Annotated in this window: 19 protein-coding genes; 7 read left to right on the forward strand and 12 right to left on the reverse strand. The window is 54.0% G+C overall.

Annotated features, from left to right (window positions below; all coding sequences use genetic code 11):
* Positions 1-117 precede the first annotated feature (117 nt).
* The 3 genes from F1728_RS26135 to F1728_RS26145 all read left to right on the forward strand — a co-directional run bounded on the left by F1728_RS26135 (position 118) and on the right by F1728_RS26145 (position 2,968).
* Entirely contained in the window at positions 118-561 is a 444-nt protein-coding gene (locus tag F1728_RS26135) for an Hsp20/alpha crystallin family protein (protein WP_155366495.1), read from the forward strand.
* A gap of 579 nt (positions 562-1,140) precedes the next feature.
* Positions 1,141-1,956, forward strand: coding sequence for an HAD-IIA family hydrolase (locus F1728_RS26140; protein ID WP_228030357.1), 816 nt, complete (start codon positions 1,141-1,143; stop codon positions 1,954-1,956).
* 220 nt (positions 1,957-2,176) lie between these two features.
* Entirely contained in the window at positions 2,177-2,968 is a 792-nt protein-coding gene (locus tag F1728_RS26145) for a phosphoadenylyl-sulfate reductase (protein WP_145042126.1), read from the forward strand.
* Between the two features lie 6 nt (positions 2,969-2,974).
* Here the strand turns inward: F1728_RS26145 and F1728_RS26150 are convergent, their stop codons facing one another.
* Positions 2,975-3,979, reverse strand: coding sequence for an endo alpha-1,4 polygalactosaminidase (locus F1728_RS26150; RefSeq protein WP_155366496.1), 1,005 nt, complete (start codon positions 3,977-3,979; stop codon positions 2,975-2,977).
* 68 nt (positions 3,980-4,047) lie between these two features.
* Here F1728_RS26150 and F1728_RS26155 point away from each other — a divergent pair, with 68 nt between their 5' ends.
* Entirely contained in the window at positions 4,048-5,553 is a 1,506-nt protein-coding gene (locus F1728_RS26155) for a sulfatase-like hydrolase/transferase (RefSeq protein WP_155366497.1), read from the forward strand.
* A 13-nt stretch (positions 5,554-5,566) separates the two neighbouring features.
* On the opposite strand, the gene F1728_RS26160 is transcribed toward F1728_RS26155, so the two are convergent.
* The 6 genes from F1728_RS26160 to F1728_RS26185 form a co-directional block, all read right to left on the reverse strand.
* A complete protein-coding gene (locus F1728_RS26160; RefSeq protein ID WP_155366498.1) occupies positions 5,567-8,479 on the reverse strand; it encodes an outer membrane protein assembly factor BamB family protein in 2,913 nt (970 codons plus the stop codon).
* 90 nt (positions 8,480-8,569) lie between these two features.
* A complete protein-coding gene (locus F1728_RS26165) occupies positions 8,570-9,244 on the reverse strand; it encodes a hypothetical protein (RefSeq protein ID WP_155366499.1) in 675 nt (224 codons plus the stop codon).
* Between the two features lie 10 nt (positions 9,245-9,254).
* Entirely contained in the window at positions 9,255-10,235 is a 981-nt protein-coding gene (trpS, locus tag F1728_RS26170; RefSeq protein WP_155366500.1) for a tryptophan--tRNA ligase, read from the reverse strand.
* A 73-nt stretch (positions 10,236-10,308) separates the two neighbouring features.
* Entirely contained in the window at positions 10,309-11,241 is a 933-nt protein-coding gene (locus tag F1728_RS26175) for a dihydroorotate dehydrogenase (protein ID WP_155366501.1), read from the reverse strand.
* Positions 11,242-12,214: 973 nt separating this feature from the next.
* Positions 12,215-12,685 (reverse strand): HU family DNA-binding protein, encoded by a 471-nt coding sequence (locus F1728_RS26180; protein WP_145042118.1) that lies wholly within the window; start codon positions 12,683-12,685, stop codon positions 12,215-12,217.
* A gap of 607 nt (positions 12,686-13,292) precedes the next feature.
* On the reverse strand, positions 13,293-13,724 hold the full coding sequence (locus F1728_RS26185) for a YkgJ family cysteine cluster protein (protein ID WP_155366502.1): 432 nt from the start codon (positions 13,722-13,724) through the stop codon (positions 13,293-13,295).
* A gap of 77 nt (positions 13,725-13,801) precedes the next feature.
* Between F1728_RS26185 and mobA the strand changes: the two genes are divergently transcribed.
* On the forward strand, positions 13,802-14,452 hold the full coding sequence (gene mobA / locus F1728_RS26190; RefSeq protein WP_155366503.1) for a molybdenum cofactor guanylyltransferase: 651 nt from the start codon (positions 13,802-13,804) through the stop codon (positions 14,450-14,452).
* Positions 14,453-14,474: 22 nt separating this feature from the next.
* Here mobA and F1728_RS26195 read toward each other — a convergent pair whose 3' ends face one another.
* From F1728_RS26195 to F1728_RS26210, 4 genes are all read right to left on the reverse strand, one after another.
* Entirely contained in the window at positions 14,475-16,235 is a 1,761-nt protein-coding gene (locus F1728_RS26195) for an ArnT family glycosyltransferase (RefSeq protein ID WP_155366504.1), read from the reverse strand.
* A 436-nt stretch (positions 16,236-16,671) separates the two neighbouring features.
* The gene (locus F1728_RS26200; protein ID WP_155366505.1) at positions 16,672-17,112 is read right to left on the reverse strand and encodes a hypothetical protein; all 441 of its coding nucleotides are present in this window, start codon (positions 17,110-17,112) and stop codon (positions 16,672-16,674) included.
* 30 nt (positions 17,113-17,142) lie between these two features.
* Complete coding sequence (locus F1728_RS26205) at positions 17,143-18,666, reverse strand: 2-isopropylmalate synthase (RefSeq protein ID WP_155366506.1); 1,524 nt, start codon at positions 18,664-18,666, stop codon at positions 17,143-17,145.
* 381 nt (positions 18,667-19,047) lie between these two features.
* Entirely contained in the window at positions 19,048-20,769 is a 1,722-nt protein-coding gene (locus tag F1728_RS26210) for an NADPH-dependent assimilatory sulfite reductase hemoprotein subunit (protein ID WP_145187974.1), read from the reverse strand.
* A gap of 325 nt (positions 20,770-21,094) precedes the next feature.
* Between F1728_RS26210 and F1728_RS26215 the strand changes: the two genes are divergently transcribed.
* Together F1728_RS26215 and folD are read left to right on the forward strand one after the other, a co-directional pair.
* A complete protein-coding gene (locus F1728_RS26215; protein ID WP_155366507.1) occupies positions 21,095-21,586 on the forward strand; it encodes a phosphatidylglycerophosphatase A family protein in 492 nt (163 codons plus the stop codon).
* 68 nt (positions 21,587-21,654) lie between these two features.
* A complete protein-coding gene (gene folD / locus F1728_RS26220) occupies positions 21,655-22,533 on the forward strand; it encodes a bifunctional methylenetetrahydrofolate dehydrogenase/methenyltetrahydrofolate cyclohydrolase FolD (protein WP_155366508.1) in 879 nt (292 codons plus the stop codon).
* An 87-nt stretch (positions 22,534-22,620) separates the two neighbouring features.
* On the opposite strand, the gene F1728_RS26225 is transcribed toward folD, so the two are convergent.
* Complete coding sequence (locus F1728_RS26225) at positions 22,621-22,896, reverse strand: hypothetical protein (protein WP_155366509.1); 276 nt, start codon at positions 22,894-22,896, stop codon at positions 22,621-22,623.
* Positions 22,897-23,451: the final 555 nt, after the last annotated feature.

A 23,451-nucleotide genomic window follows, 5' to 3' on the forward strand; every position in this document is an offset into this window, starting at 1 on the left:
TGTGACTAATTGGCATGCTGGATGCATGTGGGGAAACTGTCAATCAGCTGGTCAGTCCCACCTGTCAGGGATTACTGTTAATACAATTTCGTTTCTTATTTGATAAGGAGCAATGCCATGTTAAGCACACGCAATCACAAACTCGGATTTCCTTTTTCTGCCAACCTGCGTTCCGATCTGGATGATGCCTTCACCCAGTTCTTCGGCAAGTCATTTAATGGCTTCGAAGGCGCTTATTCGCCGCTTTCCGTCTGGGAAGAAGACAGCAAATTCCATGTCGCCCTGGATGTTCCCGGTATGACTAAAGAAGATCTGTCTCTGGATATTCAGGATGGAAACCTGATTCTTACCGGCGAACGCAAGTCGGTCGAAAACCGGGAACATCTCCACAACGAACGGAGCTTCGGCAAATTCAAACGACTGGTTCGCCTGCCGGAATGGGCCGATCCCGCCTCTGTTTCCGCGACTCTCGATGCAGGCGTCCTGACCGTGGTCATGGATAAGAAGGCCGAGATGCAGCCCCGCCGGATTGAGATTCAGGATATTTCCAAATCTGAATAACCGGCTGGAGTGGAGATCTCCCTAAGAAAATGATTCGTTGCGACACCCCGATTGGCTTTGCGAAGTCGATCGGGGTTTTTATTGATAGCAGCCACATTTTCAGCAGCGGCTGCCGCTGCGAGATCACACCCGTACTGTCTATTTCCTGTGCAGACCCGCTTAATTGCTAAGTGGCTCGTCCGCGGTCTGTGTGAGTTCCTTGTAAAGATTCGGCGGTTTTCTAATCAATCCTCTGAAAGGCGCATTTGAAAAAGGCCTTATTTCATAATGGGTTATGGCAATGGGTCTGCAGGTCGGGAATCGAGGAGCCCTCTCGAGCGGCACGGCAATTGCGAAGTCCATCAATCATGTTTGTTACGAAATGCGCTACTACTCTTCAGCAGATGCCACATAGATGAATTGTTCTGATGGTCAAATTGGAGTCGAAAAATAGAACTCAATTAGTTCTGTAAATTCACAGAGCTTTCCCCAAGACCCGATTCACACACTGACGTTTTTCAGTGAGCGCGCGCCCGGCATCTGAAGATTTCCCACGTGAGATTTGACTCACTCAAGTTCTAAATTCAAGGACCGAACACAATGTTACCAGGATATTTGATTGACATGGATGGCGTAGTTTACAGAGGGACCGACCTGATCCCAGGTGCCACCGAATTTATCAATGAACTCAAGAAGCGCGATCTGCCGTTCATTTTCCTGACCAATAACAGCCAGCGTACCCGCCGCGACGTCGTTACTAAACTCGGCCGGATGGGAATCACCGTCGGCGAAGAGCATATCTTTACCTGTGCCATGGCAACCGCACGGTTCCTGGCGCAAAGTAAACCCCACGGCACCGCCTTCGTCATCGGCGAAGGTGGCCTGTTGCATGCATTGCATCGCAACGGTTACTCGATCGTCGACCATGATCCCGACTATGTCGTCGTAGGCGAAGGTCGCATGGTCAACTTTGAAATGATTGAGGCCGCCGTCCGCATGATCGAAAACGGTGCCAAGCTGATTGCTACCAATATGGATCCCAACTGCCCGACTCAGAACGGCCTGCGTCCCGGTTGCGGGGCGATCGTCGCCATGCTGGAAGCAGCCACCAAGAAGAAAGCTTTCAGCGTGGGTAAGCCCAGTCCCGTCATGATGCGGAGTGCCCGTCAGGAACTGGGGATCTCCTCCGCTCAGACAACCATGATCGGTGACACAATGGAGACCGACATTCTGGGAGGCGTCGAAATGGGCTATCGTTCCGTGCTGGTACTTTCCGGCGGAACAGCCCTCTCGGACCTGAGCCAGTATGCTTATCAGCCCGATCTGGTGGTCGACAGCATTGCCGATCTGAACAAAGAAGAATTCTTCCAACTGGAGAATCACCGGATTCCCGAGCGGGAACGCCTGCTGGCCTGATTTTCTGACTGTCTAACGCGGTTTTGCCGCCAAACAGGGAAAAATCGCCCTGTTTGGCGGGCAGCCGTCCAGGAGCGCATTGAGGTATTTCTGACTGTTCGCTACAATTCCTGAAATTGTCCGCTCACAGGCGGTTTTTCCCTTATTTCAGGACTTTTTACTGGCATCGCTTATCTGCCTTTTCGCGTCAGTACGCGGAAAACGCAGCAGGAATACTTGAATGGCACGTCTGACTCAGGCTGATTTATCAGATCTTAACGAGTCGTTTGAAGAACGAACTCCCCTGGAGCTGATTCATTGGGCACAGGAAATGTTTGGCACACGACTGGCAGCTTTATCATCGATGCAGCGTGCAGGTTGCGTGGTAGCCCACATGCTGAGCCAGTTAAAGGCCGACATCCCGATTCTGTTCGTCGATACCGGCGTGCTGTTTCAGGAGACCCTGGATACCCGGGACCGCCTGATTGAAGAATACAACCTGAACATCGTCACGCTGATGCCGGCCAAAACGATGCAGGAACAGACCGAAGAACTGGGCGTCCTGTACCTGTCTGTCGAAGGTCAGGAAAAGTGCTGCGATCTGCGTAAGACGGAACCCCTCATTCAGGTGGCCGATCAGTACGATGCCCTCATCGGCAGTCTCCGTCGGGCCGACGGCGGTCAACGCGCCAATGTGCCTATCCTGGCGATTGACCCCGCCATGAACTGCCTGCGGGTGAATATTCTGGCCAGCCTGACCAAGGATGAGTTCCAGGCCTACCTCAAAGACAACCAGGTTATCACCAATCCGCTGCATCAGCAGGGCTACCCGACCATCGGCTGTAATCGCTGCACCACCCCCGTGATGGAAAGCGAACCGAACCGGGCCGGACGCTGGCGGCACCTCGGGCCCTGGTCACAGTACTGTGGCATCAATCCCACCGATGTGGCAGGAAAGCATGCCCCGTCGATTGAGTTGCCTCAGGATCTGGTCGACCGCATCCTGGGACGCGAAACCGACTTCATGATCTGAACCGGTTCACTTGCCCGGCGGTTGTTGCGTCAGCTCCAGGTGCAGTTTCGTCGTGGAACTGGCCCAGCCGGGAATGAATCCGTCTGCTTTACTCTTACGGAAAAACGTGTCTGCACTCACGCTGGTATCGCTGTATCCCAGCGTGAAGACCGTCGTGAATCCGTTTTTCTGAATGCGGATCATCTCCCGCTCTTTGCTTTCAATCCAGTCGCCTGAATGTGCGAACGCTGATTCCCAGAGCAGCCCGTCCGGATTACCGGGATGCTTATGCGCCAGGTCCAGAGCCAGCACGACCATCTGGCTCTTATCGCCCACAATCGCCGTTTTCCCAATCAGGTTCAAGCCCCGATTTTGCATGATGAACTTCTCAGGATCGAATCGCTTGATATCCCGAATCAGGCCGATCATCGCTGTCACACTCTTGGCACGACGCGGTATCGACCATTCCTTTCTGTTGAGATACAGGTCGGCGGTGTCGACGGTATCCAGAAACAGTCCGTCAATCTTCTGGGCATACATCCGCTTGATCCGCTCCATCAGAAAGCCCCTCCACTCGCCATAGCTCACATCGACATACCACGACTCAAACGTCTGGTTTTTGCCGAACACAATTTCGCTGAGAGGATACCCGTTGGGAGACCGTTTGAGATACTTCTCAAAGTTTGCTTTTTCCAGTTGTCCCAATTCGCCAATACTCAGATAAGCGATGACTTTCGCCTGCTTCTGATGCGCGGCTTTCACGAGGTCGGCAACCTGATCAGGCTGCAGACCCCGCAGTTCGATCACGATCACCTGGCCCGGTCGGATCCGGTCCCGCAACTGTTTCAGCAGGCGGGGCTCGCTCCCGTAGTAGAGCTGGTAGCTGGTCGGGACAAAAGCAGGCTTGTGCGCACTTTCGACGCGGGCCGTTCCCGTCAGCAGGATGGACAGTAGCAGTAAAACGATCGAGTAACAGCGGACGTGCATCGTCTTGATTCCTGTTGCAGGGGGTTTGAGTTTTCCCGGGCGCATCTGTTATCCTGAGCGGGTTACTCCTATGCTATGAACCTCGAACGTTAGATGTAAAGTGAATACCACCTATGGTTCCTCATCCGCTCACAGCCCGTGTGCTGAAATCATCTGCTCTTGTGATCCTGCTCTGTCTGATCGGTTCGCTGCACCTCGCTTCGCTGCAGGCCGCAGACACACCGCCCAACATCGTGATGATTGTCAGCGATGACCAGGGCTATCACGATTTGAAAAGTTTCGGCAGCCAGCAGGTCATCGCCCCCAACCTCGATCGTCTGGCTGAGGAAGGCGTCAAACTGACCAATTTCTACGTGACCTGGCCGGCGTGTACCCCCAGTCGGGGCAGTCTGCTCACCGGACGCTATCCGCAGCGGAACGGGATCTATGACATGATCCGCAACGAGGCCCCCGATTACGGCCACAAGTACAAACCGTCCGAGTATGATGTCACCTTCGAACGCATCGGCGGGATGGATATCCGCGAACAGCTCTTGCCCGCCTTATTGAAACCAGCCGGTTACGTGAGTGGCATCTACGGAAAATGGGATCTGGGCGTGCATCGTCGCTTCCTGCCGCTCGCCCGGGGCTTCGATGATTTTTACGGCTTCACCAACACCGGCATCGATTACTTCACGCACGAACGCTACGGCGTGCCTTCCATGTATCGCAATAACCAGCCCACCGAAGCAGACAAGGGCACCTATTGCACGTATCTCTTCCAGCGGGAAGCAGTGCGGTTCGTGAAAGAGAATCACGACAAACCGTTCTTTCTTTACCTCCCCTTTAACGCTCCTCACAGCGCCTCAAACCTCGATCCCCGCATTCGTGGTGTTGCCCAGGCACCGAAAAAATATAAAGCCATGTATCCCGAGCTGAAGGATACGTTCGTCACCAGGAATCGAACCGGCCGTTACGAATTCCGGGAAACCGCCAAAGGCCCCGTCATTCACCAGAAACCCTCGGCCGACAGGCGACGTCTGGAGTACGTCGCTTCCATCACCTGCATGGACGCCGCCATCGGCGAAGTGCTGGATCTGCTCGATGAATACAAAATCGCCGACAACACGATCGTGGTCTTCTTCTCTGACAACGGGGGCGGCGGTGGTGCTGATAACAGTCCCCTGAAAGGCAAGAAGGGAATGATGTTCGAAGGGGGTATTCGCGTCCCCTGCCTGATCCGTTATCCGAAAAAGATCAAACCGGGAACTGTCAACGAAGGCCTGCTCACATCGTTAGAACTCGTCCCGACGTTCCTCAAAGAGGCAGGCATTCCCCAGCCACAGGAGGTTGTCATCGATGGATACGATATGCTGCCCACGCTGATGGGCCAGGCCGATTCACCTCGCTCAGAAATGTTCTGGCAGCGTCGCGCCGACAAGGCGGCTCGCGTCGGAAACTGGAAGTGGGTTGAGTCCGAAAAAGGGAACGGCCTGTTTGATCTTTCCACAGATGTCAGTGAAAAGCACGATCTCTCCCAGACGCATCCCGAGAAACTCAAACAGCTGCAAGCCCGCTTTGCCAACTGGAAGAAAGAGATGGCCGAAGCCGAACCCCGGGGACCCTTCCGCGATTATTAACAGACGTTGAAAACTACTTCGTCAGCAGTTCCTGTTTCTGTTCGGGCAGGGTGACAATCTCATCCAGGGGGAGCCCTTGCCGCACCAGTTCCACACCGCAGATCAGGGCTGTTCCCGTCTGAGCCGTGAAGTTCAGCTGGGCGGACTCGGTCAGCGAAACATCTTTGAATTCCCGTACCAGGATTCGCTGTCGTGATACGGTTTCCCCGGCGATGTCAAGGTTCTGGATCAGCGGCTGTCCATTGAGTTGAACCGAGAAGACCCGCTTTCCGGCAGCCGCGAATTCCGGATCCCTGAAATAAAGTCGCAGCGTGTATTCGCCCGGCTCCAGATCATGTAACGTGATCCGTTCCACGCCTGTGATTCCGGAGGCACCCACCCAGGGCCAGCCTTGACCACCCTCGATCCAGAGGGAGTGCTCGTAGAACGGTTTGACGCTCGCGGGCTGAATCTCAAGCTTGAGTTCCGGCGAAGGCCCTCCCACGCTGGGTGTATCCAGCCAGAGTGTGCCCTTGTCGGTCATCCGGTCGCCGGGGGCACCGAAGTTGAGCCCGACCCGTTGAATGTCCTGCGCCTGACCTTTCCCCCAGACCATCCACTGCTCGTGCGTCTCAGGTAGGGAGATCAGCGACAGACCAACGGGAAGTGGATAGCTGCAGGTACATCCCTGGAAGTAATAGGGCACGTTAAGCAGACCATTCGCAGGCACAATGCTGTTCGTACAGCCGGAACGGGGGCCGCTGATGTGAATCGTACCGCTCTCCACCCGCTTGTCATAAAAAGCGGCGGTCCCGGAACGCATCGTATAGACGTAGCTGTAATCAACGCCGCCGTCGCAGCCGTAACTTTTAGGGAAGGCCCGCGGTTCGGTTTTGCCATTCAGTGGATTCGTCCGCTCGCCAATTACCGGCGGTGGGGGACTCCAGGCGTTCGTCTGATAAGGTGGCCGATACTGGTTCGGCTGCTTCTCTTCCTGGTTGAGTGTAGGCAGCTCGGTCGTCAGAACTTCAGCCTGCATCGCATTCAGTTTGCGGCCCGTGTAGACATCGGAAAACTGGGGGTTGAGTAATTTGTAGGGAGGCCGGATTCCCGCCGGGTAACCCTGCCAGAATTTCGAATGCGAGATCATCACTCCATCGACGAACAGCGGCTGCGGTGCCCGTTTAAAGTTCCCGACGCTGTCGTCATACCAGAGTACACCCACCGGTGCTTTGACCAGTTCGTCAGGGCTCGACCAGCCACCCGTGTAATTGGATGAACCGGGAATGGCGCCCACTTTTTCAAAGACCGAGTAGTCGCCGACACGCGAAATTTTCACTTGTGAGAGCGACTTGAATTCCGTCGCCAGTCGACCATGATCACTCTCCGACGTCTTAACCAGTAATCGGCCGCCATAGGGTCTGAGTGACGGATAGAGCAGGCGGACCTGTTCTGCATACGATTTCATACCGGCATAAACGGGTTCGGCTGTGATAATCGTCTGTGCAAAGTAAGCCGGGTAGCTGAACGTATCGAGTGGCCCGGGGAGAAAAGCCAGTTGGGAACTGGTATATCCCCGCTCGTGAAATAACTGTCGCAGCTGTGTGAGCTGCCCTGGATCATTGATCAGAGAAATGATCTGCAGGTCATGCCGAGTCAGTAGTGTGTTGAGCAGTTCCGCATCGGGAACCCCTGCGAGGAAGACATAACCGCCGGCCTGCAGTGCGTCTCCAAACATTGCTGGTAACGGAGCCTGAGCTGATTGACCGGCTGACTTCGTTTGCTTTGACAGCAGGGGAGACTCATAGGTGACCGGTGTCGTTTCTTCTGGACCCAGACAGTAAATGCTCCCTTCTTCCGTCACCGCAAACAGGCGATCCGCAGCGGCCATCAGGCTGTGAATGACTCCCGGAACACCGGGAATCCCTGTTTTGTAGGTCAGCTTACGATCTGCAGTCTGAATCTGCTGTCGGATTCCCCGTTTGCCGTCCGGACCATAATTCTGTCCATTCTCGTGCCGGGCAGAATTCACATCCCGGTCAAACTGCAGTTCCGGCTGAGCTGCTGGAGTCTGCGGAAGTTTCGTCTCTCCCCGTCGGGCTGCTTTGCCCGCAGCCGCGAACCAGCCACCCGGGGTACGTCCTGGTTTGGGCAGTTCGAACTCGATCAGTTTGCCCGTCTGTTTATTGATCCGCGCCGGAAAAGCGGTGCCGCAGGGAACAATCAGTTCCTCTCCGGCGATGACCAGGTAACCCTGCGGAGTAATGCCACCAAAGGCTTCCGCTGCGTGCGGATGCTGTCCGTAAATGTAACCGAGTCGATCGTTGACCCATTTAACGGCCCCCGTTTCCGCATTCAGGGCATAGATGAAGACACCTTCAAACGGCCAGACACCGGCGGCGAAGTAGAGTGTATTCTCTTCGATCACCGGGCCACCGCGAACTGGCCAGACGGAGATCAGGCGGCGGTTACCCAGAATCAGTCGCTGGGAAGGAACCGCCCGGTATTTCCACCGCAGTGCGCCGGTCTCAGCTGCCACCGCATAGACGCAGCCGTCATCCGAACCGAAGATCACCAGATCCTGCCAGGCGACCGGAGCCAGACGAACCGGGCCATCGGTGGTGAAACGCCAGAGTTCCTTACCGGTGGCCACATCAATGGCGGTGACGGAATCCGTTTGCGAGGAACCGTAAAACAGCCGCTGGTCTTTCACGATCGGTTCATAGCCTGCGTCGAACTGCAGTCGCTCATTATTGAAAGCGGGCTCAAGCGCCGGCAGTTTGTGAACCCATTGGACAAACAGACTCTCAGGCAGCGATTGTGCGGTCTCAGCCGAGCGTTGGGGATCGTGTCGCCACATGGGCCAGTCCGCTGCGGAAGCGGAATTTACTGCAAGGCTCAGAACGGACAGGAAGAGGGCCAGTATACGCGAGCGTAATGGGAGCATGGGGTCGAACCTTTGTCAGGTTGGGGACAGCAGATCGCAGGAAGGCAGTCGTTTTTCTCTCTATCAAAGTAGCACGACGCGGGACGAGGTTCAACTCTCTGTCGATTCCTGGTCTGTCAGAGCAGTCTCTATTGGCTCGGAGTCAAGAGCTGCAGGTTGGGTGACCTGACGGCTGGCCCAGACCGCAGCCACACAGCACAGCGTCAGTTCCACCAGCCAGAAGAGCAGGGGCCAGGGGGCATTCAGTTGCGCCACCGGGGAAATCCGATGTTCGAGATACGAGGAGATTTTGAGCAGATGCTCCTTCTTCTCCTGGCGTTCCTTCTTCGCCGCCTGGAACTGTTCTAATACCTGGTCATACTCTTTTCGGGCCTGCGGATCTTCGGGAGGTTCTCCCGTCGCGAACATCCGGTCGATGACCAGCGTCGTCTGATCCAGTTTGAATTGTCGGAGAGTCGCTGCCTGGTATCGCTGATGAGACAGATAGAGCACCAGGCCCTGTCCGGCGATGGTCAGGATCACGATCGTCAGCAAAATCCCGCGTGTCACGGTCAGTCCCGTTTTCACGGCGAGGGTCGAGAGCATCGCTCCCGCCACCAGCCCATAGACGACGGCGTAGACCAGAATCAGTTTGAGCCGCTCGGGCAGATGGACGGCCAGCAGCGAAAGTGCCGTCATCAAAACCAGACCGATGATCAACCAGGAGAGGAAGCCCGTTCTGGACCCCGGCGATTCAGATTGTACTTCTGAAGTTGGATCCGACATGCGACTCTTTTCATTTCGACAGGTGACTGGTTCCCAGGCCGCAGGCAGACTGTACCCGCTCCAGAACTTCTTTCCCTTTTTCCCGCGCTTTCCGGGCCCCTTCCGCGAGAATATCGTGGACGGTGTCCAGATCGGCGGCCAGCTGTTCGCGGCGTTCCCGGGCTTCCCCGAAGTATTCCAGAGCCGCATCGTGGACTGCCTGCTTGGCTTCACCATAACCCATGCCGCCGGCACGATAGCGGGCTGCCAGCTCTGCCTGCTGAGTTTCGTCAGCAAAGAGCTGATACAGGGCAAACACGGCACAGTTGTCAGGATCTTTGGGATCTTCCAGGGCTGCAGAGTCCGTTTTGATCGACATGACTTTCTTGCGCTGTTGCTTGGCCGTTTCGAAGATCTCAATCACGTTGCCGTAACTTTTGGACATCTTCCTTCCGTCCGTACCCGGCACTTTGGCCGAGGTATCCAGCGTGCGGGAGTTCGGCAGTGTCAGAGTTTCGCCAAACAGCATGTTGAACCGCTGGGCCAGGTCGCGGGTGACTTCGATGTGCTGTACCTGATCCTGACCCACCGGTACCAGGTCGCTGTCATACAGCAGAATATCTGCAGCCATCAGCACCGGGTAAGTAAACAGACCGGCGTCCGCAGCGATTCCATTGGCCTTTTTGTCTTTGTAGGCGTGACATTTTTCCAGCAGACTCATCTGCGTGATCGTCATCAGAATCCAGGTCAGGCTGGTCACCTCAGGAACATCCGACTGGCGGAAGAGAGTCGCCTGTTTGGGATCGAGTCCTAATGCCAGCAGGTCCAGGGCCGCATCAATGGTGTTCTGTCTCAGTTGCTCGGCATCGCGAACGGTCGTCAGGGCGTGGAGGTCGGCAATAAAGTAGAATGCCTGGTCGTTGTCCTGCAGGTCGATGTACTGTTTGATGGCCCCGAAGTAATTCCCCCAGTGGAAGCGGCCCGTGGGTTGAATTCCCGATAACACTCGCATGAGTTTATTCTCTTTGTCGCTTAAAAATTCGATTGTGGATGGTCAGGCTACGGTGTGTGAGACAGTGCCAGTATTATGGATACACCAGCGTGCCCACGAGTTCGCTGACTTGTGAGCAGTTTTCCGCGATCAGATTCTGTTCCAGCTCCGTGACCAGCTGAGTCGCGAGCCCTGGATTGTAGAAGTTGGCGGTTCCGATCTGGACGGCAGAGGCACCCGCGACGATGAACTCCATGACATCGTCGATATTAGAGATCCCACCCACGCCGATGATGGGAATATCCACGGCCCGGGCCACCTGGCAGACGACGCGTAAGGCCACTGGTTTGATGGCAGGGCCGCTCAGTCCGCCGAAGACGCCCCCCAGAATCGGTTTGCGGCGACGCCAGTCGATGGCGGTTCCCTGAACCGTATTGATCAGTGAGACCGCATCTGCGCCCCCTGCTTTCGCCGCCTGGGCAATGTCGACCACGCTGGTGACGTTGGGGGTCAGCTTGGCAATCACGGGTAACTCACAGCTCTCGGTTACCTGTTTGAGCATCTGCTCGGTCAGCTCGGGCTGTGTGCCGAAATCGACACCGCCACTCACATTGGGGCAGGAAATGTTCAGTTCCAGGGCCGTGATCTGATCCGGAAAGGCATTCAGCCGTTCTGCCATCCGGGCCATTTCCTCGATCGAGCGGCCGGCGATGTTCACAATCAGCGCGGTTTCCAGCGATGCGAGGTAGTTGAGATGTTTCTCGAGGAAGAGATCAATGCCGTCGTTATCCAGCCCGATTGAGTTCAGCAGGCCGGCACTCGTTTCAACGGTGCGGGGGGGAGCATTTCCAATCCGCGGCTCCGTCGTGATGGTTTTGGGGATGATGCCTCCCAGTCGGGAGAAATCAAGGAAGGGTTGCATTTCACGTGCATACCCGAATGTACCAGAGGCGACCAGGATCGGGTTTTTGAGCTGGAGACGGTTCAGCGTAACTGATAACAGATCCGTTTGGGTCGGGGCGTTCATCGAGTCGTTATCCGGGACAGCCGGAGGCTGTCTCATCTATTGAAGTCTGGATTGAAATAGAGCGTGCCCCGTCAATCGCCGGGCGTGAAAGTCGGCTGGTATTACCAGGGCACTCGAGACGCAGATCAACGTGGATCCACTGAGTCACATCTTAGCGTTACCGACGGGAGAGAACCAGTTAGAGCGAGGCGTAAATAGCGAACTGGTAAAAGCGAAACAGCTGCCGAAATGAGAATTACGGCAGCTGCAATTATGTCTGAAGCGTCAACTGTTCAACGGATCCGTTTGCGCCCGGGCAAGCGGAATGACCCCGGGAGGATGCGTTAGATGACACCACCATGTGTTCGGTATGGCGTGGCTACGTCAGGCATATCCAGTCCCCAGATACGTTCCCAGATCTTTGGGATGTGACGCATACTTTCAGACTGGAAGATTAATTGACGAGTACGGTCATCACGTGAAGATGAGTAGATAGGAACCACACATCCGACCTGAGTGAGCGATACTGCAATTAACATGCTGGCCAAAAGAAACTTACGCATTTTTTTCTCCATGATATGGTCGTGCCATATTTGCTGGTAGTGATCCCAGGCAGAGATCCCTTAATTCAATCCATTGAAATCAAGGCATCAAACCGATATCGAAGGGGTTAAAGTGCTGAAATGTGAAGGGAGGAGAGTGGAGAGATATGATTATAAATACCGCTTTTATTCTCCTCTAGATCGTTTTATCGACAACCGGATCAGGTGACTTTGGTAAAAAATGCGGATTATTCCAATTATTTTGGTAATCGGGCCATTGAGGGCTGAAATGGGCCTCTGATACGGAATAATCGTTCATCAGACGCTGAGAGAAGTGAGATCAGGTAGTAAGGGGCATAAAAAAACCGGTCTGTTGATGTACCATCAAATCAGACCGGTTATGAGAAAACTCATACCAGTTCTTTCCACAATAAGGTCTTTAAGAAAAAGGCTTAAGGTGTATGCTGCGTACCCGACGGGTAGGAATTGTTGTAGCTTCCTACTTGAGGGGACCCTGGTGTCGTACCGGGACTGGGTGGTGCCGACGACGGTGGAGGAGTCTGCTGCGGTGGTGTTGACGCCGCAGGTGGACTGCTTACCGGTGGTTGGGAGGCAGCGGCCGCTTTGAGCTTGGCTGCTTCTTCTTCCAGGTCGCGTACACGTTTTTCCATTTCCTTACCAGGCTTGAATGTGACGACGTACTTCTCCTCCACGTCGACGCGTTCGCCTGTTCTTGGATTTCTGGCTTTACGGGCCGCCCGCTTTTTGACTTCGAAAACGCCAAAATTGCGGAGCTCGATTCGTTTGTCGGTGACGAGTGTATCGACAATCGCATCGAACGTTTTTTGCACAATCTCTTTTGTCTTGAGTTGTGTCAGACCAATCTCTTCCGAAATCACTTTGACAATCTCTTTTTTCGTCACGACTGGGTTCTCCCAATTTTGAGAAGCCGTCGGACAGCTACGCCCTTCCGCTGGGCACTCGAGAGCCGTCTCAACTGTAATGGGTTACACGACTTAGTGTCACAATAGATTATTTCCCACAATTGAACAGTAAGTCAAGACCGATCTTTCAGCGCAGGGGTTTCGCGCCTGGTTCTTGGACAGGGAGACACTGTTCAACTGTCAAAAGCCAAAACCGCAAATGCAGGGGATTTCGACGTGAAATGAGCTGGTGAGACGATCTTAAGTGTAATCTGGAAAACAGGATAGGAATAGAGCCGGTTTCGGCTCAGAACCCCGGAACCAGGATTCGTAACTTCGTTATAGTCCCTATATCCAGACTGTAAGATTTTTTGACAAACTTCGAAGTTAAATAAAAAAAGTGCCCTCTGTGAGCAGAACAAGTCGTTTTCGACGTTCCAAAGTCTTGCTCAACCGTTACTTATTGAACCGAAATAAAATCAAAATTCACCAGGCGATCGAGATTCTGACGGTATCGAAATGCATTTCAAGTCAGCGCGTTGTCGTTGTGAAAACAGTGCGCGGAACAAACGGAAAGTTCTCACCTGACTTACGACACGCTGCTGAATCACAAGTCGATCTGCTCAGACCGTTTTTGAATTTCTTCGAAGCTGACGAAGGCACCTTTACCTGCACCAGGGCAGTCGGGAGAGAGAGAGTCCCAACTTGCTTTGTCTTTCAGATTCGAATTCCAGAAAGGCCAGGTGCGACATTGCACCGGACGTGCTTCATAAATTGTGCAGCCACGTTTTTCTGGATCAAAGAAAGTGCAATCCCCGTTTGCATATTCCGTTAAGGTGCGTCGACCTGCATAAAGTCGAGTATGCATTAACAGAATTTCTCCCGTCGATTTTTCCGTTAAGTCTGCTATCGCTTTGATTTCTGCATCATCGACCCAGACCACTCCCGGCGCGCCCGTGCAACAGTTTCCACATTGTGTACAGGTGAAATTCAGGCCATCGCGATACCATGGTTCCTGTTCAGAATTCTGATCACTCATGATTTCGGATCGCTTCTTGAGAGGAGAAGTTGTTAAACTGTGACTTTCATTTTTGTTTGTAAATTACTTGAGCTGAGATGTCAAACTCAAACGCAGAATTGAAGATCGGCGGAATCGTACTCTGTGGTGGTGCCAGTTCGCGGATGAATTATCCTAAAGCCCTGCTGCCTCTGGGCCAGGAGGTGATGCTGCAGCGCGTAGTGAGAATTATTGGCTCCTGTGTCAGTCCGGTAGTGGTGATGGCCTCCCCGGATCAACAACTTCCCACACTGCCTGCCGGTGTTCCCGTTTATTTCGATCGAGAGCCGCTGGAAGGGCCTCTCGCGGCGATTGGGCAGGGAATTGAAGCATTGCACGGGAAATGCGAAGCCGTGTTTGTATCGGGCTGTGATACGCCTCTGATCCAGACATCAATGATCGAATGCCTCTGCTCCCGTCTGGGAAACAAACAACTGGCTATGGTTCGCGAAGGAGATCGCCTGCACCCGCTGGCGGCCATCTATCGCGTCTCGCTGCTCGAGACGATTCAACAACTGTTGTCACAGGGAAAACGACGCCCGATTGACCTCGTCGCGCAGGTGGATTCTGTCTTTCTGGAAACGACGGAACTGCAGGAAATTGATCCGGGGCTGCGGAGCCTGCGAAATATCAATACGCGTGCTCAGTACCAGACACTGCTCAACGAACTGGAAATCACGGATTCAACAGTACTTCCGTTTTCTGACTGAGCATTCCGGCAGACAGTCGGTTTTAATTGGAAGGCATGAGCCCCATGCGCGCCTGGTTGACCGCATTCTGCCAGCGGTAAACGTCTTCGGGTGTCAGCTCATACACGTTGATGGAGTATCCCAGCCGTCGTTTGGGTTCAAAAAAGCGGAAATAGCCGAGGGCATCGGTACCGAGATTGTGCCGGCTGCCATCCTCTTTACGCACCGAATAGGGGCGCCCCTGCAGCAGGCTGGCACTGATCGCATACGTTCCCGGTTGCGGCTGCAGTTCCGGCGGGATGCGATACGGAGTCCCCAACATTGAAGGGGGAATCGTACCGAAATACGCCAGTCCCAGGTCGTCTGTTGGATGCTGTTCCAGATACGCTTTGAGGCGATAGAAATCCTGTCCCCAGTCGATGTTGGAATCGATGAGATGATAGCTGCCGTTCTCGGGACCGCCGGAGAATTCGTTAAAGTAAGCCAGGTGATCCGGTGCATAGCGGAGCGAGAAGGGGAGACTCACGCAGGCGACGATCACAACCAGTGCCAGGGCCTTCCGTTTTTCCAGATCAATCAGTTCTCCCAGGGGGGCGATCAACAGAAACAGGAACGGAATCACAGGCAGGATGTACCGCAGACCGAGCTGATTATTCGACAGACTGGCAATGCCGATCAGTAGCACAACCGGACTTAACAGCATGCCCAGAACACGGGGAGACATAAGCGTCGTGCGCCGCTGTTGAAACCACTGCCAGGCCGCCAGGAGCAATATCAACTGGATGCCGTGGGGAAGTTTATACAGCAGAGTGAAAATGTAATAGCTACGAAAGCCGGTAAGCCGCCATTCCAGATCCAGAAACGTGGGGTGTGACTGCTGCATGATATGCCGCTGCAGATCGAACCCCAAAAGGTAATCCCGCGGCAGCGGCAGGGGGAGACTCTGCAACAGGGCAGGCAGCTGGTTCAGAAGTTTCAATTCCGAGCTCTGAAACTGATACGTGCTGGCGGACTGAAAACTGCCCTGAAACAGGTATCCGGCGTTCATGATCAGACAGCACACGAGCAGCAAGGCAACCCAGCGTCCGATTATGACTTTCGCGGGAGTCTCCATTTTGATTTCCGGGTTTTTGACTCGCAGCAGGAACCACTGCATGATCAACAGAGGCACGAGCAGAATGGCCGTGTATTTCGTGATTTGAGCCAGCCCCAGTACGGCGCCGGTAATCAGCGCCCACCTCCACGATCCCGCTAACGCGAATTTCCAGCCACAATACAAGGTTGCCAGAAAGCAGCCCGCGATCGCCAGGTCCTGTGTTCCCAGAGCGGCATTCGCCAGAATGTTGGGGCTCATACTCCACAGAAAAACCGCCAGACAGGCCGCAGAGGGACCGAACAGTTCGCGGGCCCAGACTGCCAGCAGCAGTCCTGAAGTAACCGCCAGAATGAGAATCATCACGCGTCCGAGGACGTAATAGTGGTGATACTGTTCCGGATTCGCTTTGAGAAACGCGTCTCCGTAATCGGCGGGATCGGAGGAGTGCTCCGGATCGCCGGTTTGGGCCGACGTGAATAACAGGGGGAGAGTCGCCCAGTTGCGAATCAGGGGCGGGTTCAGCCGATCATAATCGGTCCGTCCCGTTTTCCAGGTGAGCAGCCCGACCGGCAGATGCCAGTATTCATCGTGCGTGACACTCAGCTTTTGCGCAGAATACAGGCCGAGACAGAATTGGAACAGCAGGAGGATGCTGATGACCAGCCAGAAGCTTCTGGAGTTCTGGAGTTGCTGTTGCAGTGAAGTCATGACCGCTCAGGTTGAAACAGGAATTTCCTCGTCACTTACGATACGTTCGATGATAGCCGGAGCCAGGATCTTTCGGAAGGGAAGCGGCGCGAAGAGGAAAACTCACAAGGGAGCAGGCTATAAATGGTTAACCCTCCAGCCGATAAAGACGGGCGTCATCACACAGGCTGGAGGGTAACCATTATTTTCGTGTTTCCGGAAAAGCGGATGCAGTTCATGCTTCTCAACAGAAACGATCAGCAGGCAGCTGGTACACAGGCAATGTTTATGCCAAACCAGATGTTTTCGTGGGAAATCTAAAAGACGCGTTTTTTACCGCGGGATTCAGGCTGTTTTTCATAAGCGGTGACGGACAACGATCACTCGGCAGGAACCGGGGTGTGTCGGTTGGTTCGACAGGCCTGTCTGTTGTGTGGGCGCTGGTCTCACGGACGCGTCAGTGCTGTTTCTGCCAGTCGGCCAGATTGATTTCGAGATCCCGCATCAGAATCTGCTGTTCGGGGATCGGCTGATAGAAGTGCAGTTCGGCGACTTCGTACTCGTTGAGGTTGAGATGCTCGCGGGCGACGAGCAGCACCTGATCTGCCAGCTCGTCGATGCGGGACTGGTTCTCATTGGGATTGAAGTCGACTGCAAGCGTCACCCGGAAGGTGAGCGGGTTGACCTCTTTTCCCTTGAGCCGTCCCCCCTCAACGCGGGGGCGGGACTTCGGGAACTTCTGTGCCAGGGCCTGCTGAGTTTCAGCGAAGTGATAGGTGTTGATGGCCTGAAACACATACAAAGATCCTGACATCACCAGCCCGAAGATCAGCAGGCTGATCACAATCGTTCTGCCTTTGATGCGACGGGATGATGGTTCAGGATCGTGTGTGGTCATTACTGACTCAGTTCGAATTCAGGTCGGTTTTCAGTTTTCCCCACGACCAACGGCTTTGTTGATCGCCTGCAGGTATGCTTTCGCACTGGACTCGATGATATCGGTACTGACGCTGCGCCCGGTAAACAGCTCGCCGTTAATGCGAACTTCGACACGAACCTCACCCTGTGCGTCCTTACCGCTGGAAACACTGCCGACGTGATACTGCTCGAGTACAGCTGAAATGCCGGTAATGCGTTCCAAAGCACGGAACACGGCATCGACAGGGCCGTCGCCGGTTGCAGCATCACAGTGGATTTTACCGTCTTCGTCAGCGAGCTCGATCGTCGCCGTCGCGATGGTACCGGTGCCGGCGGAGGTATGGAAACGGGCAATCGACCATTTTTCCGGTGCATCGGAGACCTGGTTTTCGATCAGAGCAACAATGTCTGAGTCGTAGATCTCTTTCTTCTTATCGGCCAGAGTGATGAACTCGTTAAAGATCCGCTCAAACGTCGCGTCATCGAGCGTGTGTCCCAGCGATTGAACACGATCCCGGAAGGCATGCCGGCCGCTGTGTTTGCCGAGCACGAGGTTCGTTCCCACATAACCCACGTCTTCGGGAGACATGATCTCGTAGGTGGTCCGTTCCTGCAGCACGCCGTGCTGGTGGATTCCCGCTTCATGAGCGAAAGCGTTCTTGCCCACAATCGCTTTGTTCCGCTGGACGGTCATGCCGGTGACGGTGGAGACGAGATGACTGATGGGGTAAAGACGTTTCGTGTTGATGTTCGTATTCACGCCGTAGTAGTCGGCACGGGTTTTCAAGGCCATCACGACTTCTTCGAGAGCACAGTTGCCGGCCCGTTCTCCCAGGCCATTGATCGTGCATTCGATCTGTCGCGCGCCGGCTTCGACTGCGGCCAGGCTGTTGGCGACGGCGAGTCCCAGGTCGTTATGACAGTGGGTGCTGATAATCGCCTGGTCGATGTTGGAGACATTCTTCTTCAACGTGGTGATCACATCATGGAAATGCGCGGGAGTCGCATAGCCGACCGTATCGGGAATGTTTACCGTCGAGGCGCCTGCTTCGATGGCCCGCTCGACCACTTCACAGAGGAAGTCTTTCTCGGTTCGGGCGGCATCTTCCGGAGAGAATTCGATATCCGGACAGTAATCGCGGGCCCGTTTGACCATCTCCACCGCGGTTTCGATGATCTGTTCCTTGCTCATCTTGAGCTTGTGTTCGCGATGAATCGAACTGGTGGCTAAAAAGACGTGGATCCGGGAGTTTTTGGCTTCTTTCAACGCTTCCCAGGCCCGGTCAATGTCTTCCTTACGACAGCGGGCGAGGCCGCAGATGGTGGTCTGATCGCCGAACTGGGTGGCAATCTTACGGACCGCATCGAAATCGCCGGGTGAAGCGATGGGAAAACCGGCTTCAATGATATCGACGCCCAGCGCGACCAGCTCTTTGGCCACTTTCAACTTTTCCGAGGTTGTCATACTGCAACCGGGCGACTGTTCACCGTCTCTCAAGGTGGTGTCAAAGATTTTTACTGTGTCATTGGACATTGGTTTGCTCCATGAATCGGTTGACGCCCCGCTGAGGGACGCTGTTGAGAGACCAGAATAGTACCAGTGGGGAAAATAAAAAACCCTGAGGCCGATCTGGTCTCAGGGTTTCACTGTATTTTGATTTACAATCGTACAAAGAACCTAAGACCTGGCTGGTAGCAGCAGGCTTCGTAGCAGGTTCAGGTTTAGGAGATTGTAATTTCGCATTGGTCGTTAATACTCGTAATTTCCGGTTCTCAGCAGCCTTAGCAGCTGTCTGTTGCAGATAATCTACCCGCGCGATCAGACAGGGTCAACCCGTTACGGATTGATTTTGTCAAAATGAAAGACAGCCTGCCTGCCGGAAGGTTCATATTCAAACAGACAATTCTGACAGAATTATTTGGCTGCCAGGCCTGCTTTTTCCTGCAGGGTTTCTTTGCCCATCCGATGGCAGAAATCACCAAAGGCTTCGCCGGGCTGACGTTCTTCCTTGAAGAATTCCAGTACGGGTGACAGGCGGCTGGTGACTTCTTCCAGTGGAACGAGATCATCATAAATGAAGGCCAGCCGGTTCCCCAGCGAGTTTCCACCCAGGAAGACCGTATACTTGCCGACGGCTTTACCGACCAGTCCGATATCCGGAACATAAGGACGGGCACAGCCATTCGGGCAGCCGGTCATGTTGACCGAAATCCGCTCATCCTGCAGGCCGAGGCGAGCCAGCTCTTCTTCGAATTCGGTAATCAGATCGGGCAGGACCCGTTCGGATTCCGTAATCGAAAGGCCACACATGGGCAGTGCCGGACAGGCCATTGAGAAGCGACGGATGAGGGTCAGTTCCTCAGCCCGCTTCATGCCATGGTCGGCCAGGATCTGTTCGATCCCCTGCTTGTCAGCGGGATCAATATCACAGAAAATAACACTCTGCTTAGCGGTGATCCGGGCATCCAGTTTGTAAGTTTCGAGGATCTTCCGCAGGCCGGATTTAATCCGCAGGTCGCCATCGTCTTTGATACGTCCGTTTTCGATGTTCACGCCGAGGAACAGCTTGCCATCCCCCTGCTCATGCCAGCCCATGTGATCGTCAATGCCGGTCACTTCCACGTCACGTGGGGCGGCGATTTCAGAACCGAAGTATTCAGCAACCTTTTCGCGGAATTTCTCGATTCCCAGATCGTCCACCAGATACTTCATACGGGCCCGTTTCCGGTCTTCCCGGTTTCCGAAGTCCCGCTGGACTTTCACGACTGCTTCCGCGACCGCCAGAACCTGATCGTTGGGTACAAATCCGAGCAGCTTGCCCAGCGCGGGATAGGTGTCTTTCTTACTGGGAGTGACTCCCATTCCGCCGCCGACGTAGAAGTTGTAGCCGACGATTTCGTCGCTTTCGACAATTCCCAGCAGGCCGATATCCTGGGTGAAGATGTCAACGCAGTTATCTTCCGGCAGGGCGATACCGATCTTGAACTTACGGGGCAGGTAGGTCTTGCCGTAAATCGGCTCTTCTACCGGCTGGAATTCCGCTTCGTTGGTTTTGTTGCCATCTTCGTCGGTAATCCACAGATCGAAGTAGGCAGTTGTTTTGGGACGCAGGTGTTCGGCGATGGCATACGCCATGTTCTGCATTGCGTCGAAGACCTGGTTGTTCTTGTAAGGAGCCGGGCAGGCCATCACGTTACGGTTCACGTCACCACAGGCGGCCAGGGTAGTCAGTTTGGTTTCGTTAATCCCCTTGATGGCGGCCCGCAGGTTGCCTTTGATCACGCCGTGCAGCTGGAAGCCCTGGCGTGTGGTCAGACGCACGGTTCCGTCGCCGTATTTGTCACACAGGTCCAGTTCGGCCAGGAACTGATCTGAGGTGACCTTACCACCCGGCACGCGGGTTCGGATCATGCAGCTGTATGACTTGCCTTTGGGAGTCCCGTCCGGATTTTTGGCTTTTCTCAGGTCACGATCGTCCTGCTGGTAGGTACCGTGATGCTTCAGGAGTTGCAGAGAGTCGCCGGAAAACTGGTCGCTTTCGTTGAGCAGTTCTTCAGCAATGGTTCCGCGCAGCTGATGGCTGCCTTCTTTGAGAGATTCGAGCTTGGAAAGCTTGGGGCCTTCGGGGGATGTCATATTGATCAATCCTGATTGATGTAATCGAGGAGCCATCCCGAATCGTTCTTCACGAGAAGCGACTCAAAATGGCAGGGTAGGTTTCGTTGAGTCTTACTGGAAATTTTCGGCTGTCAGGGTACGATCGATACAGGAAATGACGGGCTGCCTTCGAGTTACGCGATGCACCCGCTTTGGAATCAACACATTGGTTTGTGTTGACTGTCTATATGTACCCCGGGAAAATCACTCCTGTTTAAAGTATAAACGCTTTAGATTATCTTGAATAGTGACATTTTTCCGATTACGCAACACAGAGAATCGGCTCCCTGGTCAATTACCATAAATGAGAAATTTCAAAAACATTACGATTTTGCTCCTCGCACGGGGGCTCGGTACAGGGCTGGCTCCCAAAGCTCCCGGAACATGCGGAAGTCTGCTGGGACCGGTTCTGGTTCTGGGACTGTTCTGGCTGCAATTGTCGCTACCCGTCTATCTGGTGGTCTCTCTGCTGATTTTCCTGCTCGGCGTCTATCTCTGTGAGCAGGGTTCGCGGCTTTTGGGGAAAGAAGATCCGGGAGAGATTGTCATCGATGAGATCGGGGCTTTCACGGTGGTCATGCTGCCTGTCTTTCACCGACCGTTATCTGCTGACTTTCTCTGGGTTTCCCTGTTTGCCTTTCTCTGGTTCCGTCTGTTTGACATCTGGAAGCCCTGGCCGGTTCGATATTTTGACCGCATCCACGGGGGCTGGGGAATCATGGCCGACGACTATGTCGCAGCCATCTACGCCGCGATTTGCCTTTACGTCACATTAATTCTTTTGGGGTGGTTTTAGATTTTCAGACGATTCGTTATGGTGTGAGCGGATGGAAATTAACCCCTCTTGAACAAGGAAATGACAGGGTGTCAGCAGAAATTATTGACGGCAAAGCACTGGCGGCGACATTTCGGGAACAGATCGCACAGGAAGTCGCAGAGCTGAAATCAGCAACGCAGGTCGTCCCGCACCTCACAGCGGTACTGGTAGGCGATGATCCGGCCAGCGCCGTGTATGTCCGCAACAAGCAGCGGGCCTGTGAAAAAGCCGGTATCGAAAGCACCTTAAAACGGCTGCCTGCCGAAACCACTGAAGCAGAATTGCTGACCCTGGTCAAAGAACTCAACGCCGACCCCGGAGTACACGGCATCCTGGTACAGCTGCCGCTGCCCAAGCACATCAATGAGACAGCCATTCTGGATGTGGTCGATCCGCTCAAGGATGTGGACGCCTTTCATCCGGAAAATGTGGGTCTGATCGTGCAGGGTCGTCCCCGCTATCTGCCCTGTACGCCCTACGGCATTCAGCAGATGATCCTCTCGACGAAGATGGAGACCGCAGGCAAACATGCGGTCATCCTGGGGCGGAGTGAAATCGTCGGAAAGCCGATGGCCATGCTGTTGATTCAGCGGGGCATGGGGGCCGATGCCACGGTGACGATCTGTCACAGCCGCACACAGAATCTGAAAGAGATCGTGAAGTCGGCCGATATTATCATTGCCGCCATCGGTCAGCCTGAATTCGTAACCGCCGACATGGTCAAGCCGGGGGCGATTGTCATTGATGTGGGCATCAACCGCGTGGATGATAAACTGGTAGGTGATGTGGAATTTGAAGGCGTCAAAGAGGTCGCGTCTGCGATTACCCCGGTTCCAGGGGGCGTCGGACCGATGACCATTGCCATGCTGCTGAAAAATACGCTGACCGCAGCCCGCATTCTGAGTGGCAACGCATCTGCAAAGTAAACTGAGTTCAACAACCAAAACAAAAAGCTCTCCTGACAGATCAGGAGAGCTTTTTTTGTGTCGTCATCATAAATGACATGCCAGAGCTTAGGGTTTCTTTTCTTCTGGCTTGGCTTCTGGTTTGGCTTCTTCTGGTTTGGCTTCTTCTGGTTTGGCTTCTTCTGGTTTGGCTTCTTCTGGTTTAGCGGCATCACCTTCTGGTGCAGCAGCTTCTCCTTCAGGAGCAGCAGGATCTTCTGCAGGAGTTTCAGCAGGTGTTTCTGCAGGAGCAGGAGTTTCGTTGGGGGGAGTTTCAGTTTTGCCACAACCAACGAAGAACAGGGTCAGGGCCAGCATGGTGAAAAGTGTCGACAGTGATTTCATCTCAGTTCTCCAAATTCTCGATTCAATAACAGATCCGCAGGGATGAGAGGCCTGCAGACCGGGGCCTGTTCCATGATATGAAAGAAACCCGGTAATGTGTCTTGTGCGTCAGACAGGGCCCAATTGGTCCCTGCTGCCTGTAAGAGGCCCGTTGATTCCCGTTTATTCCAAAGAAATGATGAATTTTTTAAAAACGTGAATATTTGCTTCTGGAACGGGCCTGGAATGCATGAAATAAAGAACGATTCCTGACGCATGCACTTTGGTTGATGCCTGACGATAGATCTGTTGCGGACAGGCAGTTATTGACTTTTACAACCCCGATTCCTATTGTGACAGATATACGGGCCATTGAGATTCGGCAGCATTCCAGCAGGATGCGAAGTCGCTGAGTCAGTTGAAAACAGTAATTTGTGCTGTCTGCGCTGCTATTAAAATTTATCTCTGCTTCCTACCCCACCTGAACACCAGAGATAATAACCATAGACGGTTACAGTCTCAGTACGTCTGTCTGGATACTGACGGCGAGATATCTGCCTGATCAGTTTTCTCTCT

It is taken from the genome of Gimesia benthica (assembly GCF_009720525.1).
Lineage (GTDB): Bacteria > Planctomycetota > Planctomycetia > Planctomycetales > Planctomycetaceae > Gimesia > Gimesia benthica.